The organism is Gordonia otitidis NBRC 100426 (assembly GCF_000248075.1).
Taxonomy (GTDB): Bacteria; Actinomycetota; Actinomycetes; order Mycobacteriales; family Mycobacteriaceae; genus Gordonia; species Gordonia otitidis.
The window spans coordinates 32764-47440 of record NZ_BAFB01000187.1; the positions used below are offsets into that span (position 1 = coordinate 32764).

The following is a 14677-nucleotide window of genomic DNA, read 5'->3' on the forward strand; positions in this document are numbered from 1 at the left end:
ATCGTGGCTGGTTACCAGCTCGTCGGCGGGGATGCAGTGTTCACTTAGCACGGTCATCGTTGCATCGGGGATGCGTGACGAGCTTTAATGTTTGCAAGTTCAAATGTCGGCTTTCGGAGAGTTGAATGACTTCACAAGGGACGGATAAGCCCATGGGTGACGCCGGTAGGGGTGGGTCCGACGTGCGCTCCGGGTCCGTTGATCCAGGCTTGTTTGCTAGACGGCTCGAAGAGCTTTTTCGGACGGTGCCGGGCCCGAACGGACGCGCATACAGCGCGAAGGCGATAGCTGCCCGTAGTACGGAGCGGGGATTCAGGCTGGGGGAGTCGTACCTGAGCCAGCTGCGTTCGGGCAAGGCCAAGTCGCCGTCGTTTCGGACCGTAGAGGGAATCGCCGCTGCTTTCGGTGTGGATGTCCACTACTTCCTCGAGGACAGGGCCGCGCAACGGACGCGCGACGAGATCGATCTGATGCGGCTGCAGGCCGACACAGACGTCCAGTTGGCCGCATTCCGCCTCGCTGGACTGTCCAGTGATTCGGTCACCGTGGTCAACGAACTGATCAAGGTGCTCCGCGAGCAGCAGGGTCTGCCCAAGGACCCGCCGGACGTGGTGGCTGCGGGCCTCACCGACGACGAGGCCGAGGCCATCGAGGCCCGGCTGCGAGTCGTCGGCTTGGCCAATGACGACTAGCACCGCACGGATCTGCATCCTGTGACATCGTCAGGATCGACCGACGAGGGCCCCCGCCGCAGCCAGCGGTCTCTGTGGGCCCTCGTTCGCCGTTCTCTCGACGGACTCGACCTCGACCTCCCGCTCGACGTCGAGCAGCTCTGTGAGCGGTATGGCCAGCGGCGTGGTCGTCCCATCAAGCCGCTCCCGTACGCACTTCCCGCGGGCATGCCGAACGGGGTGTGGCTCGCGGCCAGGGACGCGGACTACTTCTTCTACCAGGAGAACACGTCGCCGCTTCACCGAGACCAGATCATCGTGCACGAGTTCGGGCACCTCATCGCCGGGCACCAGATGCTCGGCGAGGCGTCGTTGACGGCTCCGCCCGCCGCTGCGGGAGACGAATCCGACGCCGCACTGCGTCGAACGTGCTACTCCGACGTGCGCGAGTGGGAAGCCGAGACGTTGGCTTCTATGATCCTGACGTGGGCCCAATCGGCAGGTAACAGTGTCGGGGTGACCGCCGACAACAAAGAGGTACGTGGCCTCCAACGTCTCCTCGGAGGGCACAAAGGCTGGCTGTGAGGTGACTGGAGATGCCCGGGATCATCAATCTCGTAGCACTCGTCGTCTTCGTGCTCGCGCTGTGCTGGCGGTTGGACCGCATCAGACGCGGTGACGGGGGTCTGCAGGCCATCGCGATGACGGTCGCGATCTCCGCGTTGACACTGGCCTTCGTGGTGAGCGCCAAGACAGGCGCACACTTTCTCGACGAACACATCTACGTCGGCGTCTCGAGATGGCTCTTCTACGCTCTGCTCGCACTCGGTGTGGCGGCGCTGATCGTCGTGTTCTTCTTTCCCAGCGGGGATTCGACCCGAGAACGCCGTGCGGGGCACGAAGCGTTACCGCTCGTCGTCGCCCTGATCGGCCTGCAGGTAGCGCTGCTGGTCACGCCGACCTCGCTGCGCGCGTCGTCGGTCAGCGAGTGGAGCTTCAAGAACTGGGGGTTCGCGCTCTTCTACGTGATCGCCAGCGCGTACCTCGCGTATGGCTTCGGCGCGTGCCTGTACAACGTGCGCAAGTTCTATCGCATGGCGCAGGGCTATCTCCGGTTCTCACTCGGCTTGTTGGTCATCGGGTTCGCGCTGCTCGCCATCGCCTCGATCCTGCAGGTCCTTGCCGTTCTCGGAAGCGCAAGCGGCCTTGTGGGGGCGGTCAATTCGCTGATCGCAGTGCGCACTCTCGAGATCGTCGGGGTCGTTGTCTTCCTCCTGGGCATCAGCTTTCCGATGCTGCACTCGCGCTGGACCGGAATCGCCGCGCGGCGCCGCCATCGACGTGATGCGACCGCACTCGAGCCGCTGTGGCAGCTGGTGACGGCCGCGATCCCCGAGGTGGTGCTGCCAACAGAGAGCAACTCGCCGACGCAGCGTCTGCATCGCGAGGTCGTCGAGATCAGAGACGCGCTGACCCAGTTGAGCCCTCTCGTGCCGGACGAATTCGACGAGGTCGACGACGAGGTGAAGGTCGCGATGTTGCGCGATGCCGTCGAGGCCTACCGAGAGGAAGGTGGCGCGTCGGGTCCGGTGCGGCCGATGGTCCCCGCCGAAGGCGGCGGGCTCGACGCCGAGGCCGCACCCCTCATCCGGCTGTCCCGCTTCGTCGCACTCGAGGACGCGAGCGTCGATTCGGCCGCATGACCCCTCGCGAGCGCGCGGCGCGCCGATGGCGCGTTCGAGGGGGCAGCGCTCACGAGGGGCCCCGCGCTCGTGAACGCGCGGCGCTCACGAGGGTCTCGGGGGTTACACCGGGCATCTGGTCACACCGGGCATCTGCAGCTCAGCGCGGAGCCATTCGTAGCGCGCCGTCCATGCGGATGGTCTCGCCATTGAGGTAGTTGTGCGTGACGATGAATTCCGCCAGCTCGGCGTACTCAGCCGGTTCTCCGAGCCGGTGCGGGAACGGGATCGCCTCCGCGAGGGTCTTCTGGAACTCGGGTGTGATGCCCGCGAGCATCGGTGTGCTGATCGTTCCCGGCGCGATGGTGCAGACCCGAATGCCCACGCGCGCGAGGTCGCGAGCCGCGGAGATGGTCATCGCATGCACGCCTCCCTTCGACGCCGCGTATGCGATCTGTCCGATCTGCCCCTCGAACGCCGCGACGGATGCGGTGTTCACGATGACGCCGCGCGCGCCGTCGGCGTCGACCTCCGGCTCGTCCTTCATCTGGTTGGCCGCCAGTCGCATCACGTTGAATGTGCCGACGAGGTTGATGTCGACGATCTTGCGGAACAGGTCGAGGTCGTGTGGCCCGTCCTTGGTGAGGATGCGCGAGGCCCATCCGACGCCAGCGCAGTTGACGGCGACGCGCAGCGGAGCCCCCGCAGCAGCGATGGTGTCGATGGCCGACTGCACCTGTGCCTCGTCGGTGACATCGGTCGGAATCAATGTGACGCCGCCGGCGGGGGCGGCCTTGTCGATGGAGGGAGCCAGGTCGAGACCGAAGACCTGAGCCCCGGCAGCCGCGAAGCGGGCGGCGGTCGCTGCGCCCAGTCCTGACGCTGCACCGGTGACGAGCACTGAGGAGCCGGAGATGTCCATCGGCGGGATTTCCTTTCGGTTGGCGGTCGGTCTGCATCACCATAAATGGGGACCGCCACCCGAATACGAGGAACCCCTAGTAAAACCGACCGATCGCTCGGGAAATGCCCCTATCGACGAATGTCACTGCAGGTCAGGACCGGAACCGGTGCGGACCGGATGGGCATGGGGAGCGTCGTCATCGAGCTTTGCCCGGTGAACCCTGTGGATGTAGTAGGAACCGACCCCGACTAGCACCACCACCACGGACAGCGTCGCGACGACGGTGATCGACGACGAGTCGCGCAGGCCCTCGTAGAGCAACCACGCGGCGAAACCGAAGAACAGCACCGACGCGCCGATCGCGATGGTCCGCTCGGGCAGGTGCTTGCCGAGCAGGGCACCGAGCGCAATCGCCAGCGCGTCTGCGGCCACCATGCCGAGTGTCGAGCCGATCCACACACCCAGCCAATTGCTGTGCGCGGACAGTGTGATGGTGGCGAGCATCGTCTTGTCGCCGAGTTCGGCGAGGAAGAACGAGGACATCACCGCGAAGAACACCGATTTGCCGACGCGGTCGGCCTTGCCCTGCTCGGCGTCGTCGAGGCTGTCGCCGCGCAGCGTCCACAGGCCGAAGACCAACATAGCGATGCCCGCGACGATGGACATCACGTTCGATGGGATCGACAGGCCGAGGAAGTGTCCGAAGAACACCGACACCGCGTGCACCGCAGTGGTGGCGACGGTGATCGCGAGCAGGACGACCCACCACTTGTAACGCAGTGCGTAGGTCATAGCCATCAGCTGCGACTTGTCGCCGAGTTCGGCGACGAAGATCACGCCGAAACTCAACAGCAGGGCAGCAATCATGAACGCAAGGTTAGTCAGACCTCACTCACAGTTGCAACAGATCGCAGAGCCGCATTTGTGCTGGTAGGGGGCTCAAATCCGGAAGTTCGGGTACCCGGAGAACGGCGATTCGGATGATCTCAGGCGACCAACAACATGGCCAGGACTGCGGTGTCGGGGTCGGCATTGGGGTCGATTCCGACCTTGTTGCGCAGATTGACGACCGTGCCGTCGGCCTCGGCTTCAGCCCACCCTGCGCGGTGTTCGAGCCCGAGCTCGGGCAGCCCTGGGAGCAATACGCAGCCCGACGCGACGTCGGAGCACTCGGGCAGTGACGGGCGCGTGCGCGAGGGTGGGTGCAGCATCACCAGAGCGGGTGGGTTGCTGTCGAATTTGCCGGCTTCGACAAAGCTGTCGTCGACGACATTGCCGATGGCGACCATCATTCCGACCGCGGGTTCGTCGAGGTCCTCGGGTCGTTCCTCGACCACCCGGAATATCGTGGTCGTCGGTAGGAAGCCGGGTCGGCAGGCGATGCGTACCGAGGCGACGAGGGTCTGGGTCCATTCGAGTGTCGACTCCGGCCAGCGTCCAGAGATGAGGATTCCGTTGAGGTGTCCGCTCTGATGAACCGGCGTGAGTCCGATCGGGATCGACGACTGCATCTGTTGACCTCCGTCTCCGTGTGGAGTGAACGTGAGAGAAATATCCACCCGCCGGTGCTCGCCGTCCAGCCGAAGCGCCGTGTTGTGACGCTTCGTTTACACGGTGTAACGACAGACGCGACCCAGGGGTGGTCGGGGTCACCAGGCACTATGGATACGTGCACTCCCCGTCCGATATGTCAGGCGCGCGAACTCGTGGCGCGTTACGTCCGCTCGAGATCGCATGGATCGCGATCTTCGGCGGACTCGCCGTTGCGGCGGTCGTCATCGGTTCTGTCATTCCCCTGGCCGGCGCGGTTCGTCTGCTCGCGCCCGTTCCACTCGCGCTGATCGGGGCGCGCACGCGTCCGCGCGCAATGGTCGCCGCGACCGTCTCGACCGCTGCCGTGAGCTTCGCGATGGCCGGGTCACGGGCTGCGCTCGCCCTGCTCGGTGCAGCGGTGGTCGGAGGTGTCGTCGGCGAGATCAAGCGGCGTGGACGCGGCTGGCCGACGCTGCTCGTCGTCTCCGCGGTCGCGTCGCCACTGATCGGTGGGGTGTCGGTTGTGGCGCTGCTGATCCTGAAACCGCTGCGTGAGCTGGCGCTCGAAGCGACGTCGAACACGCTCGGCGGGATTGCGAAGTGGGTCGGGAAGATCCCGTCGGCGCAATCGTTGGCCGACGGCATCGACGGCCTGCGCGACAACGTCGTCACGTACTGGTGGGCGTGGATGTGGTCGATGGGTGCGGCGGGCACCCTCCTCACGATGGTGGTCGCCTGGTGGATTCTCGGCGCAGTGATCGATCGGCTCGCCGACATCCCGAGCGAGGACACTCTCGACGACGCCGCCACCGAAGACGACGGCAGGCAGGTCAACCCGCTGCCATTGCAACTCGACCACGTCGGATTCTCCTACCAGTCCGACGGACCGGAAGTCCTCTCCAACATCGACCTGCGGATCGCGCCGGGCGAATTCGTCGCCGTCGTCGGAGCCAATGGGTCGGGTAAGTCGACACTGTCGAAGATCCTCGCCGGTCGGCGACCGACCACCGGCGCCGTGCACCGGCCGGGTGCGGCCGGGCTCGGCAGGCACGGCGGAACCGCGATGGTGCTGCAGCGTCCGGAAACGCAGATGCTCGGCGCGCGCGTGGCCGACGACGTGGTGTGGGGCCTTCCCGAGGGAACCGATGTCGACGTCGACGCGCTGCTCGCCGAGGTCGGGTTGGCCGGGCTCGGTGATCGGGAGACCTCCGACCTCTCGGGCGGCCAGCAGCAACGCCTGTCCATCGCAGCAGCACTCGCGCGCGATCCCGCGCTGCTGATCGCCGACGAGGCGACGTCGATGGTCGACCCGGCGGGACGTGCCGAGATCCTCGAGGTTCTCGGCGACCTGCCACGCACCCGCGGCATCGCCGTCGTGATGATCACCCATCGCGCGGTCGAGGCTGTCGCCGCCGACCGCATCGTGCACCTGGTCGCGGGTCGTATCGTGCCCTACAGCCCTGACTGGTTGTCGGAACTACACGAGGCCGAAGCCGGGGCGGCCAGCAGGTACGAACTCGACGCGTCGTGGCATGAGGCGTCGAGCGGCGACGTGATGTCGGGGCCGGAACCGACGAGCGAGCCCGTGCTGTCACTGAGTGGTGTGGGATACACGTACCTGCTCGGATCCCCGTGGGAGGTCAACGCCCTCCACGACGTCAACCTCACCGTCCATCGCGGCGAGGGACTGCTGATCGTCGGCGGAAACGGTTCGGGCAAAACAACTCTCGCGTGGATCATGGCCGGGCTCATCGAACCGACCGACGGCACGTGTCTGCTCCACCTGCCCGAGCGGCAGGGTCTGGGCGAGCCTGTGAGCAAGCATGTCGGTGAGGTCGGGCTCGCATTCCAGCACGCACGTCTGCAATTGCAGAAGCCGAACGTCGGCGACGACATCATGGCGGTCGGTGGCCTCAAGATCGGGACGACCGAGGTGGCGCGCACGCTCGAGTCCGTCGGGCTACCGCGGACGATGGCAATCCGTCGGATCGATGCGCTCAGCGGCGGTCAGATGCGGCGCGTCGTGCTGGCCGGGCTGATCGCGCGAGCCCCGCAGGTGATGATCCTCGACGAGCCGCTCGCCGGACTCGATCCCGTGGCGCGCGACGAGGTGATCGCATTGCTGGCCACACTCCGTGCCGATGGCATGACCATCGTGATCATCTCGCACGACTTCGCCTCCCTGGGCCAACTGTGCACACGACGGGTACGGCTTGCCGGCGGAACGCTGGTTCCCGACGCCGAATCCGCAGACAACCCGACGCCGAGGAGGACGCCATGAGCATGCGCACCGTCCCGTTGCGCCAGGTGCCCGGCGACTCACCGATCCATCGGCTCTGGGCGGGCACCAAGCTGATCGGGGTGTTCGTGCTGGGACTGATGACCGTGGTCCTGCCGACCTGGCCGTCGCTCGGTCTGGTCGCAGGGGTCATGCTCGTCACCGCGGTCATCGCCGGGATCCCGCTGGGCGCGGTGCCGCGGCCACCCTGGTGGTTCTGGGGCCTGATCGCGATCGGCGTCGCGGTCAACGCGTCCTTCGGCCTCGCCGCCGCGATCGTCTTCCTCCGCGCGATCGCGCTCGCCCTCGTGTTGGTCGCCAGCTCGGTACTCGTCATCTGGACGACTCCGATGGCCGAGGTGGCCCCAGCACTCGCGCGGCTGATGTGGCCGCTACGAAAGCTACGCATGCCGGTCGACGAGTGGGCGGTGTGTATCGCGCTGTGTCTGCGCGGGCTGCCGCTGTTGATCGAGGAGATCCGGCTGCTCGTCGCAGTGCACCGGCTGCGCCCGACCTCGGGACGCTCGGATCACCCGTCGGCCGAGATGGGGATCATGGACATGGTGATCGCAGCCATGTCGTCGGCGCTGCGTCGGAGTTCGGAGATGTCGGAAGCGATCACTGCGCGCGGCGGTACCGGCCGGCTGACCGCGACGAAGTCCGGACCGCATCGACGGGATGCGATCGCGCTCGGTCTTTTGGTGATCGTGTGCGCCGTCGCGATCACGTTGTCGATGGTGTTGTAGACGCGCCCGATCCACCTCGTCTGTGCACATCTACCTTCGGCACCGCTAAAGGTAGATGTGCACCGATGAGGTATTTCGTCCGGGGAAACGCGCGATGCGGCGGTCACCGGGAGGTGACCGCCGCATCGGCGTAGGGAGATGTCTGCGCTCAGGCGGAGACGACGAGTCCCGGGCCCTGCTTGGTTGCGGTGGCGAAGCGCTCGGCGGCGTCCGCCCAGTTCACGACGTTCCACCAGGCCTTGACGTAGTCGGGCTTGACGTTCTGGTAGTCGAGGTAGAAGGCGTGCTCCCACATGTCGAGCATGACGATCGGGATGATCGCTGCGGGGATGTTGCCGCTCTGGTCGGTGAGCTGCAGAATCACCAGGTTGCCTGCGATGGTGTCGTATCCGAGGATCGCCCAACCGCTGCCCTGCAGGGTGGTGGCTGCGCTGGTGAAGTGCGACTGGAACTTGTCGAAGCTGCCGAACTGTGCGTCGATCGCGGCGGCGAGATCACCTTCGGGCTTGTCGCCGCCGTCCGGCGACAGGTTCTTCCAGAAGATGGAGTGGTTGGTGTGACCACCGAGGTGGAAGGCCAGCGTCGCCGACAGCCCGTAGACCTTTCCGGCGATGCTGCCGTCCTCGCGGGCCTCGGCCAGCTTGGCGAGGGTGTCGTTGGCGCCCTTCACGTAGGTCGCGTGGTGCTTGTCGTGATGGAGCTCCATGATCCTGCCGGAGATGTGCGGCTCGAGTGCCGCGTAGTCGTACGGAAGATCCGGCAAGGTGTATTCAGCCACGGTTTTCCTCTCTCTGCGCAAGCCTTCGAGTCTGTGCTCAACCTTCGAGCGCTCATACCGTCGGGCTCTGCGTTCGGGTACTGCTCTGCGTTCGATACTGCTCTTGATCACGCGCGGAAGCCTGTTTCCCGGAGGTGGAGTACGACCGCGCGGGTACTTCCAATCTTCCGCAGACAGTGGTGGAATGCAACAAACTCGCGCCAACTAACCTCAAGTCCTGTTGAGGTTCGCGGCCGTGTCCGGCGCGGATGCGATCGTGAAAAGTGTTGCGGTGCAGCCAGAGTCGCTCAGACGAGTATGAGTACGAGTAAGAGGACGAGAAGCCCCACGATGCTGAGTCCGATCGTGAGACACGAGTGTCGCACGTTGTAGACGGCGCTAGGTACACCCGGGCGGGTCGACATCAGTCGCGGCTGGCGCGATGCATTCAATGCCATCCGATTCCCGTCTCGAGTGGACGACGGCGACGCCGTCGTCGGGCTGAAAGTGACCGGTGTCACAGGGGCTACGTTTAGCCAGAATAATAGACACAGGTGCGGCTATGACTCAAGTCACCATGGTCGCGCGCACCGAGGGCTCACGTACAGTCGTGGTCATGATGCCCTCTGACCTGCCCATTCGCGCGTCCGGGTACGACTCCGAGCTGGCTGCGGACGGCTTGATCAGACGGTGACGGAGCGGATCACGGCGCGGCAGGCCAATCGAACACTGCTCGCGCGTCAGCACCTCACACAACGTGTCGACGAGGATGCCATCGAGGTCATCGACCGTATCGTCGGGATGCAGTCGCAGGATCCGTCGAGCGCCTTTTACGGCCTCGTGTCGCGGATAGCGGGATTCGAGCCGGACGAACTCGACGCACTGCTCAGCGAGCGCGAGGTGGTGCGAATCGCGTTGTTACGCAACACGGTTTTCTTGATCGATGGCGAGGACGCCCGGTGGATCAGGGCGCTGGCGCAAGACGCCATCGACGCCGGTGTGCGCGCAAACCGTCGGCACGACCTGGCGTCGTCGACGCCGGATCGGGTCGTCGCCGACGCCGCGGAACTGCTCGCCGGACGCGCGCTCGGGCTCGCCGAGCTCAAGGAGGCACTGCAGCGTCGACATCCGGATGAGAACCCAGCGACGCTGGCCACCCACGCGAGGTGTGGTTTGCCGCTCGTGCAGGTGCCGCCCCGCGGGCTGTGGAGGCGCGGAGGTGCTCCGACCTATCAACTCCTCGACGACTGGATCGGTCCCGGGGAGCCGGCCGTTGTCGGTGACGAAGCGCGAAAAGAGCTGATACGCCTGTATCTTCGCGGTTTCGGTCCGGCGTCGGCGAAGGCGATCAGCACCTGGTCGGGCCTGACGCGACTACAACCGATTTTGAACGCGATGGTCGACGACTGGGAGTTGGAACGTCTCGAGGGACCGTCCGGGGAGGTGCTGTTCGACCTCGATGGTCTCGGACTCGCCGACCCCGACACTCCAGCGCCCGTGCGACTTGTCGGTCCGTTCGATCACGTCCTGGTGGCGCAGGCCGACCGGTACCGAATCGCCGACAAGGACTTCTTCGAGCGCACGGTCACACCCAACGGGCGGTCGCCCGGCTTCGTGCTGGTCGACGGGTGGCTTGCGGGTACGTGGCGGTTGGCCGGGTGCGACGGCGTCGACGTCGAACTGTTCGGCACCGTGACGAAGACACAGCGAGCAGAACTCGACGACGAGATCGAACTACTGCGCGCGTTTCGGGCGAAGCACTGAGCGTTCGACCTCGGGCTCAGTCGCCGGTGCGCGGATTGCGCGAGGTGATGCAGTAGGGCCGCCCCACGGGATCGGACATCACGGTCCAGTGCTCGCGACTCTCAACCAGTCGGGCTCCCCAATCCTCGTGCCGCGCGACCTCCTGGGCGACCGAATTGGTCGCGAGGTCGACATGACCGGTGGCTGTGGGCACAACCCCGAAGTCCTGACGCTGCAGCAGAATGCCGACGGCCAGCTGCGGGTCGCGTTGCAGCCGAACGTATTCGGGCCGCGAGATCCTCTGTGTCTCCCATCCGGTGAGCTGTGCCCAGAACGTGACCTCACGGTCGAACAGGCCGGTGGGCACGTCGATGCACACCTGGTCGATGATGCTGATCGTGTCGTCCGGCCAGCGGATCGGTCGGGATCGTCTGGATTCGCCGGTCCAGTCGACGAGGCAGAAGACGAATCCCGCCGGTGATTCGAGCACGAGTAGGTGGCCGTTGTCGTTGCGGATCGTGGCGCCGAGCCCGACCGCCTCGACGGCCGCGGTTCGCGGGTCGTCGACATGGAGGTCGATGTGAACTCCACCGGGCCCCCTCCCGATGCGTTGGACGCGTAGGTGGGGATCGCCGTTGAACGGTTCGAGAGTGGCGAACTCACGCTGCTCGCCGCGCGGCGGCGACACGGTGCTGCCCGCGATCGCGCGCCAGAACGTGACCTCGTCACCGAACGTGTCGGCCGGAAAATCCAGAAACGCGGTGAGCCACCGGATGTCCACGGACGTGAGTCTACGGTTCGCCCGACAGCCCGGTGGACACGTCTAGACTCGATCCAATGAACGGGGCCGTCGGCAAGATCGTCAAGAAGTTCCAGCACTCGCGTGCCGAAAAAGTCGCCGTGGTGCGTCTCGACGGTGTCATCGGTCATGTGGGAGCGGGACGGGGAATGACCATTGAGTCGGTCGAACCCGTCCTCAAGCGTGCCTTCGAGACGGAGCACGTCAAGGCCGTCGTCATCGTGATCAACTCGCCTGGCGGGTCGCCCGCGCAGTCGGAGTACATCGCCGAGCGCATTCGGCAGCTTTCCTCGGAGAAGGGTGTACCGGTCCTCGCGTTCTGTGAGGACGTCGCGGCGTCGGGTGGCTACTGGATCGCGTGCGCAGCCGACGAGATCTTCGCCGCGCACACCTCGCTCGTCGGTTCGATCGGCGTCGTCTCGTCCGGCTTCGGCTTCAACGAGGTGCTCGACAGGATCGGTGTGCAGCGCAGGCTCTACACGGCCGGCGACAACAAGGCTCGGCTCGACGTCTTCTCGCCGGAGAATCCCGACGACGTCGCGTGGCTGAAGGGCATGCAGTCCGAACTGCACCAGGCGTTCATCGCGTGGGTCAAGCAGCGTCGTGGCAAGAAGTTGGCGGGCTCCGACACCGAGTTGTTCAACGGTGATATCTGGATCGGGGAGAGAGCCCGCGATGTGGGCCTCGTCGACGGTATCGGGGTCATGCGATCGGTGGTGGCCGAACGCTATCCCGACGTCGAGATCTCGGTGATCTCCGCGCCGAAGCCGATTCTGGCGCGTCTGCTGAACGGTCCGACCGGTGCCGCAGCGCTCACCGACGCAATCGTCTCGGGAGTGCTCTCTGCTGCCCAGAAGGCACAGCGCATCGACTTCCGCTGAGGGCCATCCACAGTTGTCCCCAGGTTGTCCACAGCCTTTGTGATGTCGGCGACACTGTCCGTTACGGCGACGTCATATGCACGATCGCAAAGGGAATATAGTGGTTGACCGACGTTTTGGTGACCGGCATCACATGTCGAGGCCGTGATCGGACAAGTTGTCCACAAATTCACAGCCTCATTCACAGGTTGATACTCCCGCGAGTTGCCTCAAGCGCTGCTTGTCAAACCAGCATGTGGATAGCGTTATGACGACATACATAGATGTCCGCGTGAGGTCCCGTAGGTCCCGGGCAGTGTCAAATCGCGCGTCACGCAATGGATCGACTCCATGCACACGATCGACGGGGCGATGCGACGGGCGACGCGATGGTGGCCGCGGCGGCGGTGGTCATCTTCATCGAGGCGGCAGTGGTCGACTCGCGCGATGTGCCACCATGGGAACGTGAGCATGGGCGACATTCCACAGGTACCGGCAACCGAGTTGCCGGACGATTTCACCGATGAGCCCGGCCGCGTCCTACTCGACGTCCGCGAGGATGACGAATGGAACGCAGGGCATGTGCGGGGAGCGCTGCACATCCCCCTCGGCGAGATCCCCGCTCGTTTGGACGAGATCGACCTCGACTCGGAACTCTTAGTCATCTGCCACTCCAGTGGCCGCTCGATGCGGGTACTGCAGTACCTCGAGCAGGTCGGTGTCGACGGGTCGTGTGTGCGTGGTGGGATGCTCGCCTGGCTCGAGAACGAGAAGCCGGTCCAGACAGGGTCGGGTGACTCGCGATCGTCCGACGCGGGGTCGTCCGGGGACGCGAAGTAGCGACGCCGATGTACGACATGTGTCCGCGATGCCGCATCCAGGCGCCGCACCGGGACGGGCGCGAGCACTGTCCGCGCTGTGGCGGCAACCTGGTTGTGGTGGAGTCGGCGCAGGCGGCTGCCCGTGTGCCGCGCGTGTCGCAGCCGGTCCCCGCTCACATCACGCAGCGGTCCGGGGGGCTGCAGGGGTCGGAACCGTTCCGGCAGCCGACGCCTCGACCGATCGCGCCGTCGCGGCCAGCGCAGGCTCCACGCATGTACCGCAGCCGCAACGTTCGTTGGGTGGCACGGCGGCCACCGGAGTCGTTCCCGGCGCGCCGACCGCAGGCGTATCGCGGACCGCGTCTCATCCCGCGCTACACCTACCTTCCGCGCTGGGGCCTGCGCGACGAGCCGATCGACGAGAACCGGATCGACGCACCGGTCACGCACGCCGCTGATGCACTGCGTACGGCTCTGCTGGCGTGCGCGGGAACGCTCGCCGCGTCGGCGCTGATGCACCTGTTCCGCTACATCCTGCTGGTGATCAACCGCAGCACGCCGCTGCCGGCGTGGCTGATCGTCGTCAGCAGTGCACTGGTGATTCTCGCGGGAGTTCTCGCGCTGATCACTGTTCTCGGTACCGTCGTCGTCTCGGTGCGGTGGCTCGCTGCAGTGCGCGAACGGGCCTATCGACGGCGCGGCAACCGCGATCCCCGTCCGCGGTGGCAGATCATCGTCCTGGCGGGCATTCCGGTCGTCAATGTCGTCGGATCTCCTCTGCTCCTGCACGAGGCGGCCAACGCGGCGGCAGCGGACTGGCGTGAGCGCGGCGTCGACGGCGTGACGCGAGCCGCGCTGGACCGCCTCTGGATCGCGTGGGCCCTCGTCAACGCACTGGCGATCTGGGCGGCAATCACCTGGGCGGTCTCGGTGAGTTCTGGGTCGATCCAGACCGGTGCCGACGCCCTCGCGCTGATCACGATCAGTGCGGCAGTCTCTGCAGTCTTCGCGTTGTGGGCCTCCCGGCATCTCCCGGAAGTACTGAGCTCCGACTCCGAGCCCACCGTCACCAAGCGGTGGGTGGCGGTCGCATGAGCGTGAACGACAAGGTCTCGCGATCGGGAAAGCCCGCCGTCGTCGCGCATCGGGGCGCGTCGTCGCAGGCGCCCGAACATACCCTGGCAGCCTACGAACTGGCCCTCGACCAGGGCGCCGACGGCTTGGAATGCGACGTCCGGCTCACTGCCGATCATGAGCTGGTCTGTATCCACGACCGAACGGTCGATCGCACCTCCAACGGCTCGGGCATCGTCAGCGAGATGACCCTCGCGCAACTCCGTGAACTCGACTTCGGTAGCTGGCACGACACCGACACCCCGGCAGTGGTCCTCACTCTGCGCGAACTGCTGACGTTGACCCTCGATTGGCGACGCCCGGTGCGGTTGTTCATCGAGACCAAACATCCCGTCCGCTACGGCAGTCTCGTCGAGCAACAGCTCCTCGAATTGCTGCACGAGTTCGGTGTCGCGTCACCGCCCTCGGCCGATCACAGCCGCGCGGTGGTGATCTCGTTCTCGTCCGCGGGTGTGTGGCGTATCCGTCGACACGCGCCCATGCTGCCGACGATCCTGCTCGGCGACACCGCCCGGGTGCTCGGCGGTTCGGCGGCGACAGCAGTCGGCGCCACCGGTATCGGGCCTTCGGTCGAGACGCTGCGCATGCATCCCGACATCGTCGACAAGGCGGCGGCAGCCGGACGCGTCACCTACTGCTGGACCGTCGACGAGCAGCCCGACGTCCAGCTCTGCGCCGACCTCGGCGTGCGGTGGGTGGCCACCAACCGACCCGCCAAGGTGCGTGACTGGCTGGTGACCGTCGACTGA

Annotated in this window: 16 protein-coding genes; 11 read left to right on the forward strand and 5 right to left on the reverse strand. The window is 65.8% G+C overall.

Annotated elements, in window-relative coordinates:
- Nucleotides 1-152: 152 nt before the first annotated feature.
- From GOOTI_RS18260 to GOOTI_RS18270, 3 genes are read left to right on the forward strand one after another with little or no spacing between them, the layout of a single operon-like run.
- On the forward strand, nucleotides 153-692 hold the full coding sequence (locus GOOTI_RS18260; protein WP_007240094.1) for a helix-turn-helix transcriptional regulator: 540 nt from the start codon (nucleotides 153-155) through the stop codon (nucleotides 690-692).
- A gap of 21 nt (nucleotides 693-713) precedes the next feature.
- The gene (locus GOOTI_RS18265; RefSeq protein WP_007240095.1) at nucleotides 714-1256 is read left to right on the forward strand and encodes a hypothetical protein; all 543 of its coding nucleotides are present in this window, start codon (nucleotides 714-716) and stop codon (nucleotides 1254-1256) included.
- Between the two features lie 11 nt (nucleotides 1257-1267).
- A complete protein-coding gene (locus tag GOOTI_RS18270) occupies nucleotides 1268-2374 on the forward strand; it encodes an MAB_1171c family putative transporter (protein ID WP_007240096.1) in 1107 nt (368 codons plus the stop codon).
- Between the two features lie 139 nt (nucleotides 2375-2513).
- On the opposite strand, the gene GOOTI_RS18275 is transcribed toward GOOTI_RS18270, so the two are convergent.
- From GOOTI_RS18275 to GOOTI_RS18285, 3 genes are all read right to left on the reverse strand, one after another.
- Nucleotides 2514-3275 (reverse strand): SDR family NAD(P)-dependent oxidoreductase, encoded by a 762-nt coding sequence (locus GOOTI_RS18275; protein ID WP_007240097.1) that lies wholly within the window; start codon nucleotides 3273-3275, stop codon nucleotides 2514-2516.
- 123 nt (nucleotides 3276-3398) lie between these two features.
- The gene (locus GOOTI_RS18280; RefSeq protein ID WP_007240098.1) at nucleotides 3399-4124 is read right to left on the reverse strand and encodes a TMEM165/GDT1 family protein; all 726 of its coding nucleotides are present in this window, start codon (nucleotides 4122-4124) and stop codon (nucleotides 3399-3401) included.
- Between the two features lie 119 nt (nucleotides 4125-4243).
- Nucleotides 4244-4768 carry a hypothetical protein gene (locus tag GOOTI_RS18285; RefSeq protein WP_007240099.1) on the reverse strand — a complete coding sequence of 175 codons (525 nt, stop codon included), beginning with the start codon at nucleotides 4766-4768 and terminating at the stop codon, nucleotides 4244-4246.
- A gap of 176 nt (nucleotides 4769-4944) precedes the next feature.
- Between GOOTI_RS18285 and GOOTI_RS18290 the strand changes: the two genes are divergently transcribed.
- On the forward strand, nucleotides 4945-7071 hold the full coding sequence (locus tag GOOTI_RS18290) for an ABC transporter ATP-binding protein (protein ID WP_007240100.1): 2127 nt from the start codon (nucleotides 4945-4947) through the stop codon (nucleotides 7069-7071).
- Nucleotides 7068-7814 carry an energy-coupling factor transporter transmembrane component T family protein gene (locus GOOTI_RS18295; RefSeq protein ID WP_007240101.1) on the forward strand — a complete coding sequence of 249 codons (747 nt, stop codon included), beginning with the start codon at nucleotides 7068-7070 and terminating at the stop codon, nucleotides 7812-7814. The genes GOOTI_RS18290 and GOOTI_RS18295 overlap by 4 nt, the downstream gene beginning before the upstream one ends.
- A 148-nt stretch (nucleotides 7815-7962) precedes the next feature.
- On the opposite strand, the gene GOOTI_RS18300 is transcribed toward GOOTI_RS18295, so the two are convergent.
- Nucleotides 7963-8592, reverse strand: coding sequence for a superoxide dismutase (locus GOOTI_RS18300; protein ID WP_007240102.1), 630 nt, complete (start codon nucleotides 8590-8592; stop codon nucleotides 7963-7965).
- A gap of 541 nt (nucleotides 8593-9133) precedes the next feature.
- On the opposite strand from GOOTI_RS18300, the gene GOOTI_RS27075 reads away from it, so the two are divergent.
- Nucleotides 9134-9265: a hypothetical protein gene (locus GOOTI_RS27075; protein ID WP_267879819.1), complete on the forward strand. Its 132-nt coding sequence runs from the start codon at nucleotides 9134-9136 to the stop codon at nucleotides 9263-9265.
- Nucleotides 9262-10335 (forward strand): winged helix DNA-binding domain-containing protein, encoded by a 1074-nt coding sequence (locus GOOTI_RS18305; RefSeq protein ID WP_007240103.1) that lies wholly within the window; start codon nucleotides 9262-9264, stop codon nucleotides 10333-10335. The genes GOOTI_RS27075 and GOOTI_RS18305 overlap by 4 nt, the downstream gene beginning before the upstream one ends.
- Nucleotides 10336-10351: 16 nt before the next feature.
- On the opposite strand, the gene GOOTI_RS18310 is transcribed toward GOOTI_RS18305, so the two are convergent.
- A complete protein-coding gene (locus GOOTI_RS18310) occupies nucleotides 10352-11095 on the reverse strand; it encodes a VOC family protein (protein WP_007240104.1) in 744 nt (247 codons plus the stop codon).
- Between the two features lie 56 nt (nucleotides 11096-11151).
- Here GOOTI_RS18310 and GOOTI_RS18315 point away from each other — a divergent pair, with 56 nt between their 5' ends.
- The 4 genes from GOOTI_RS18315 to GOOTI_RS18330 all read left to right on the forward strand — a co-directional run bounded on the left by GOOTI_RS18315 (nucleotide 11152) and on the right by GOOTI_RS18330 (nucleotide 14677).
- Entirely contained in the window at nucleotides 11152-11994 is an 843-nt protein-coding gene (locus tag GOOTI_RS18315) for a S49 family peptidase (RefSeq protein ID WP_007240105.1), read from the forward strand.
- A gap of 450 nt (nucleotides 11995-12444) precedes the next feature.
- Entirely contained in the window at nucleotides 12445-12813 is a 369-nt protein-coding gene (locus GOOTI_RS18320; protein WP_007240106.1) for a rhodanese-like domain-containing protein, read from the forward strand.
- 281 nt (nucleotides 12814-13094) lie between these two features.
- Complete coding sequence (locus GOOTI_RS18325; protein WP_233425534.1) at nucleotides 13095-13889, forward strand: DUF4328 domain-containing protein; 795 nt, start codon at nucleotides 13095-13097, stop codon at nucleotides 13887-13889.
- Entirely contained in the window at nucleotides 13886-14677 is a 792-nt protein-coding gene (locus GOOTI_RS18330) for a glycerophosphodiester phosphodiesterase family protein (protein WP_007240108.1), read from the forward strand. Before GOOTI_RS18325 ends, GOOTI_RS18330 begins: the two co-directional genes overlap by 4 nt.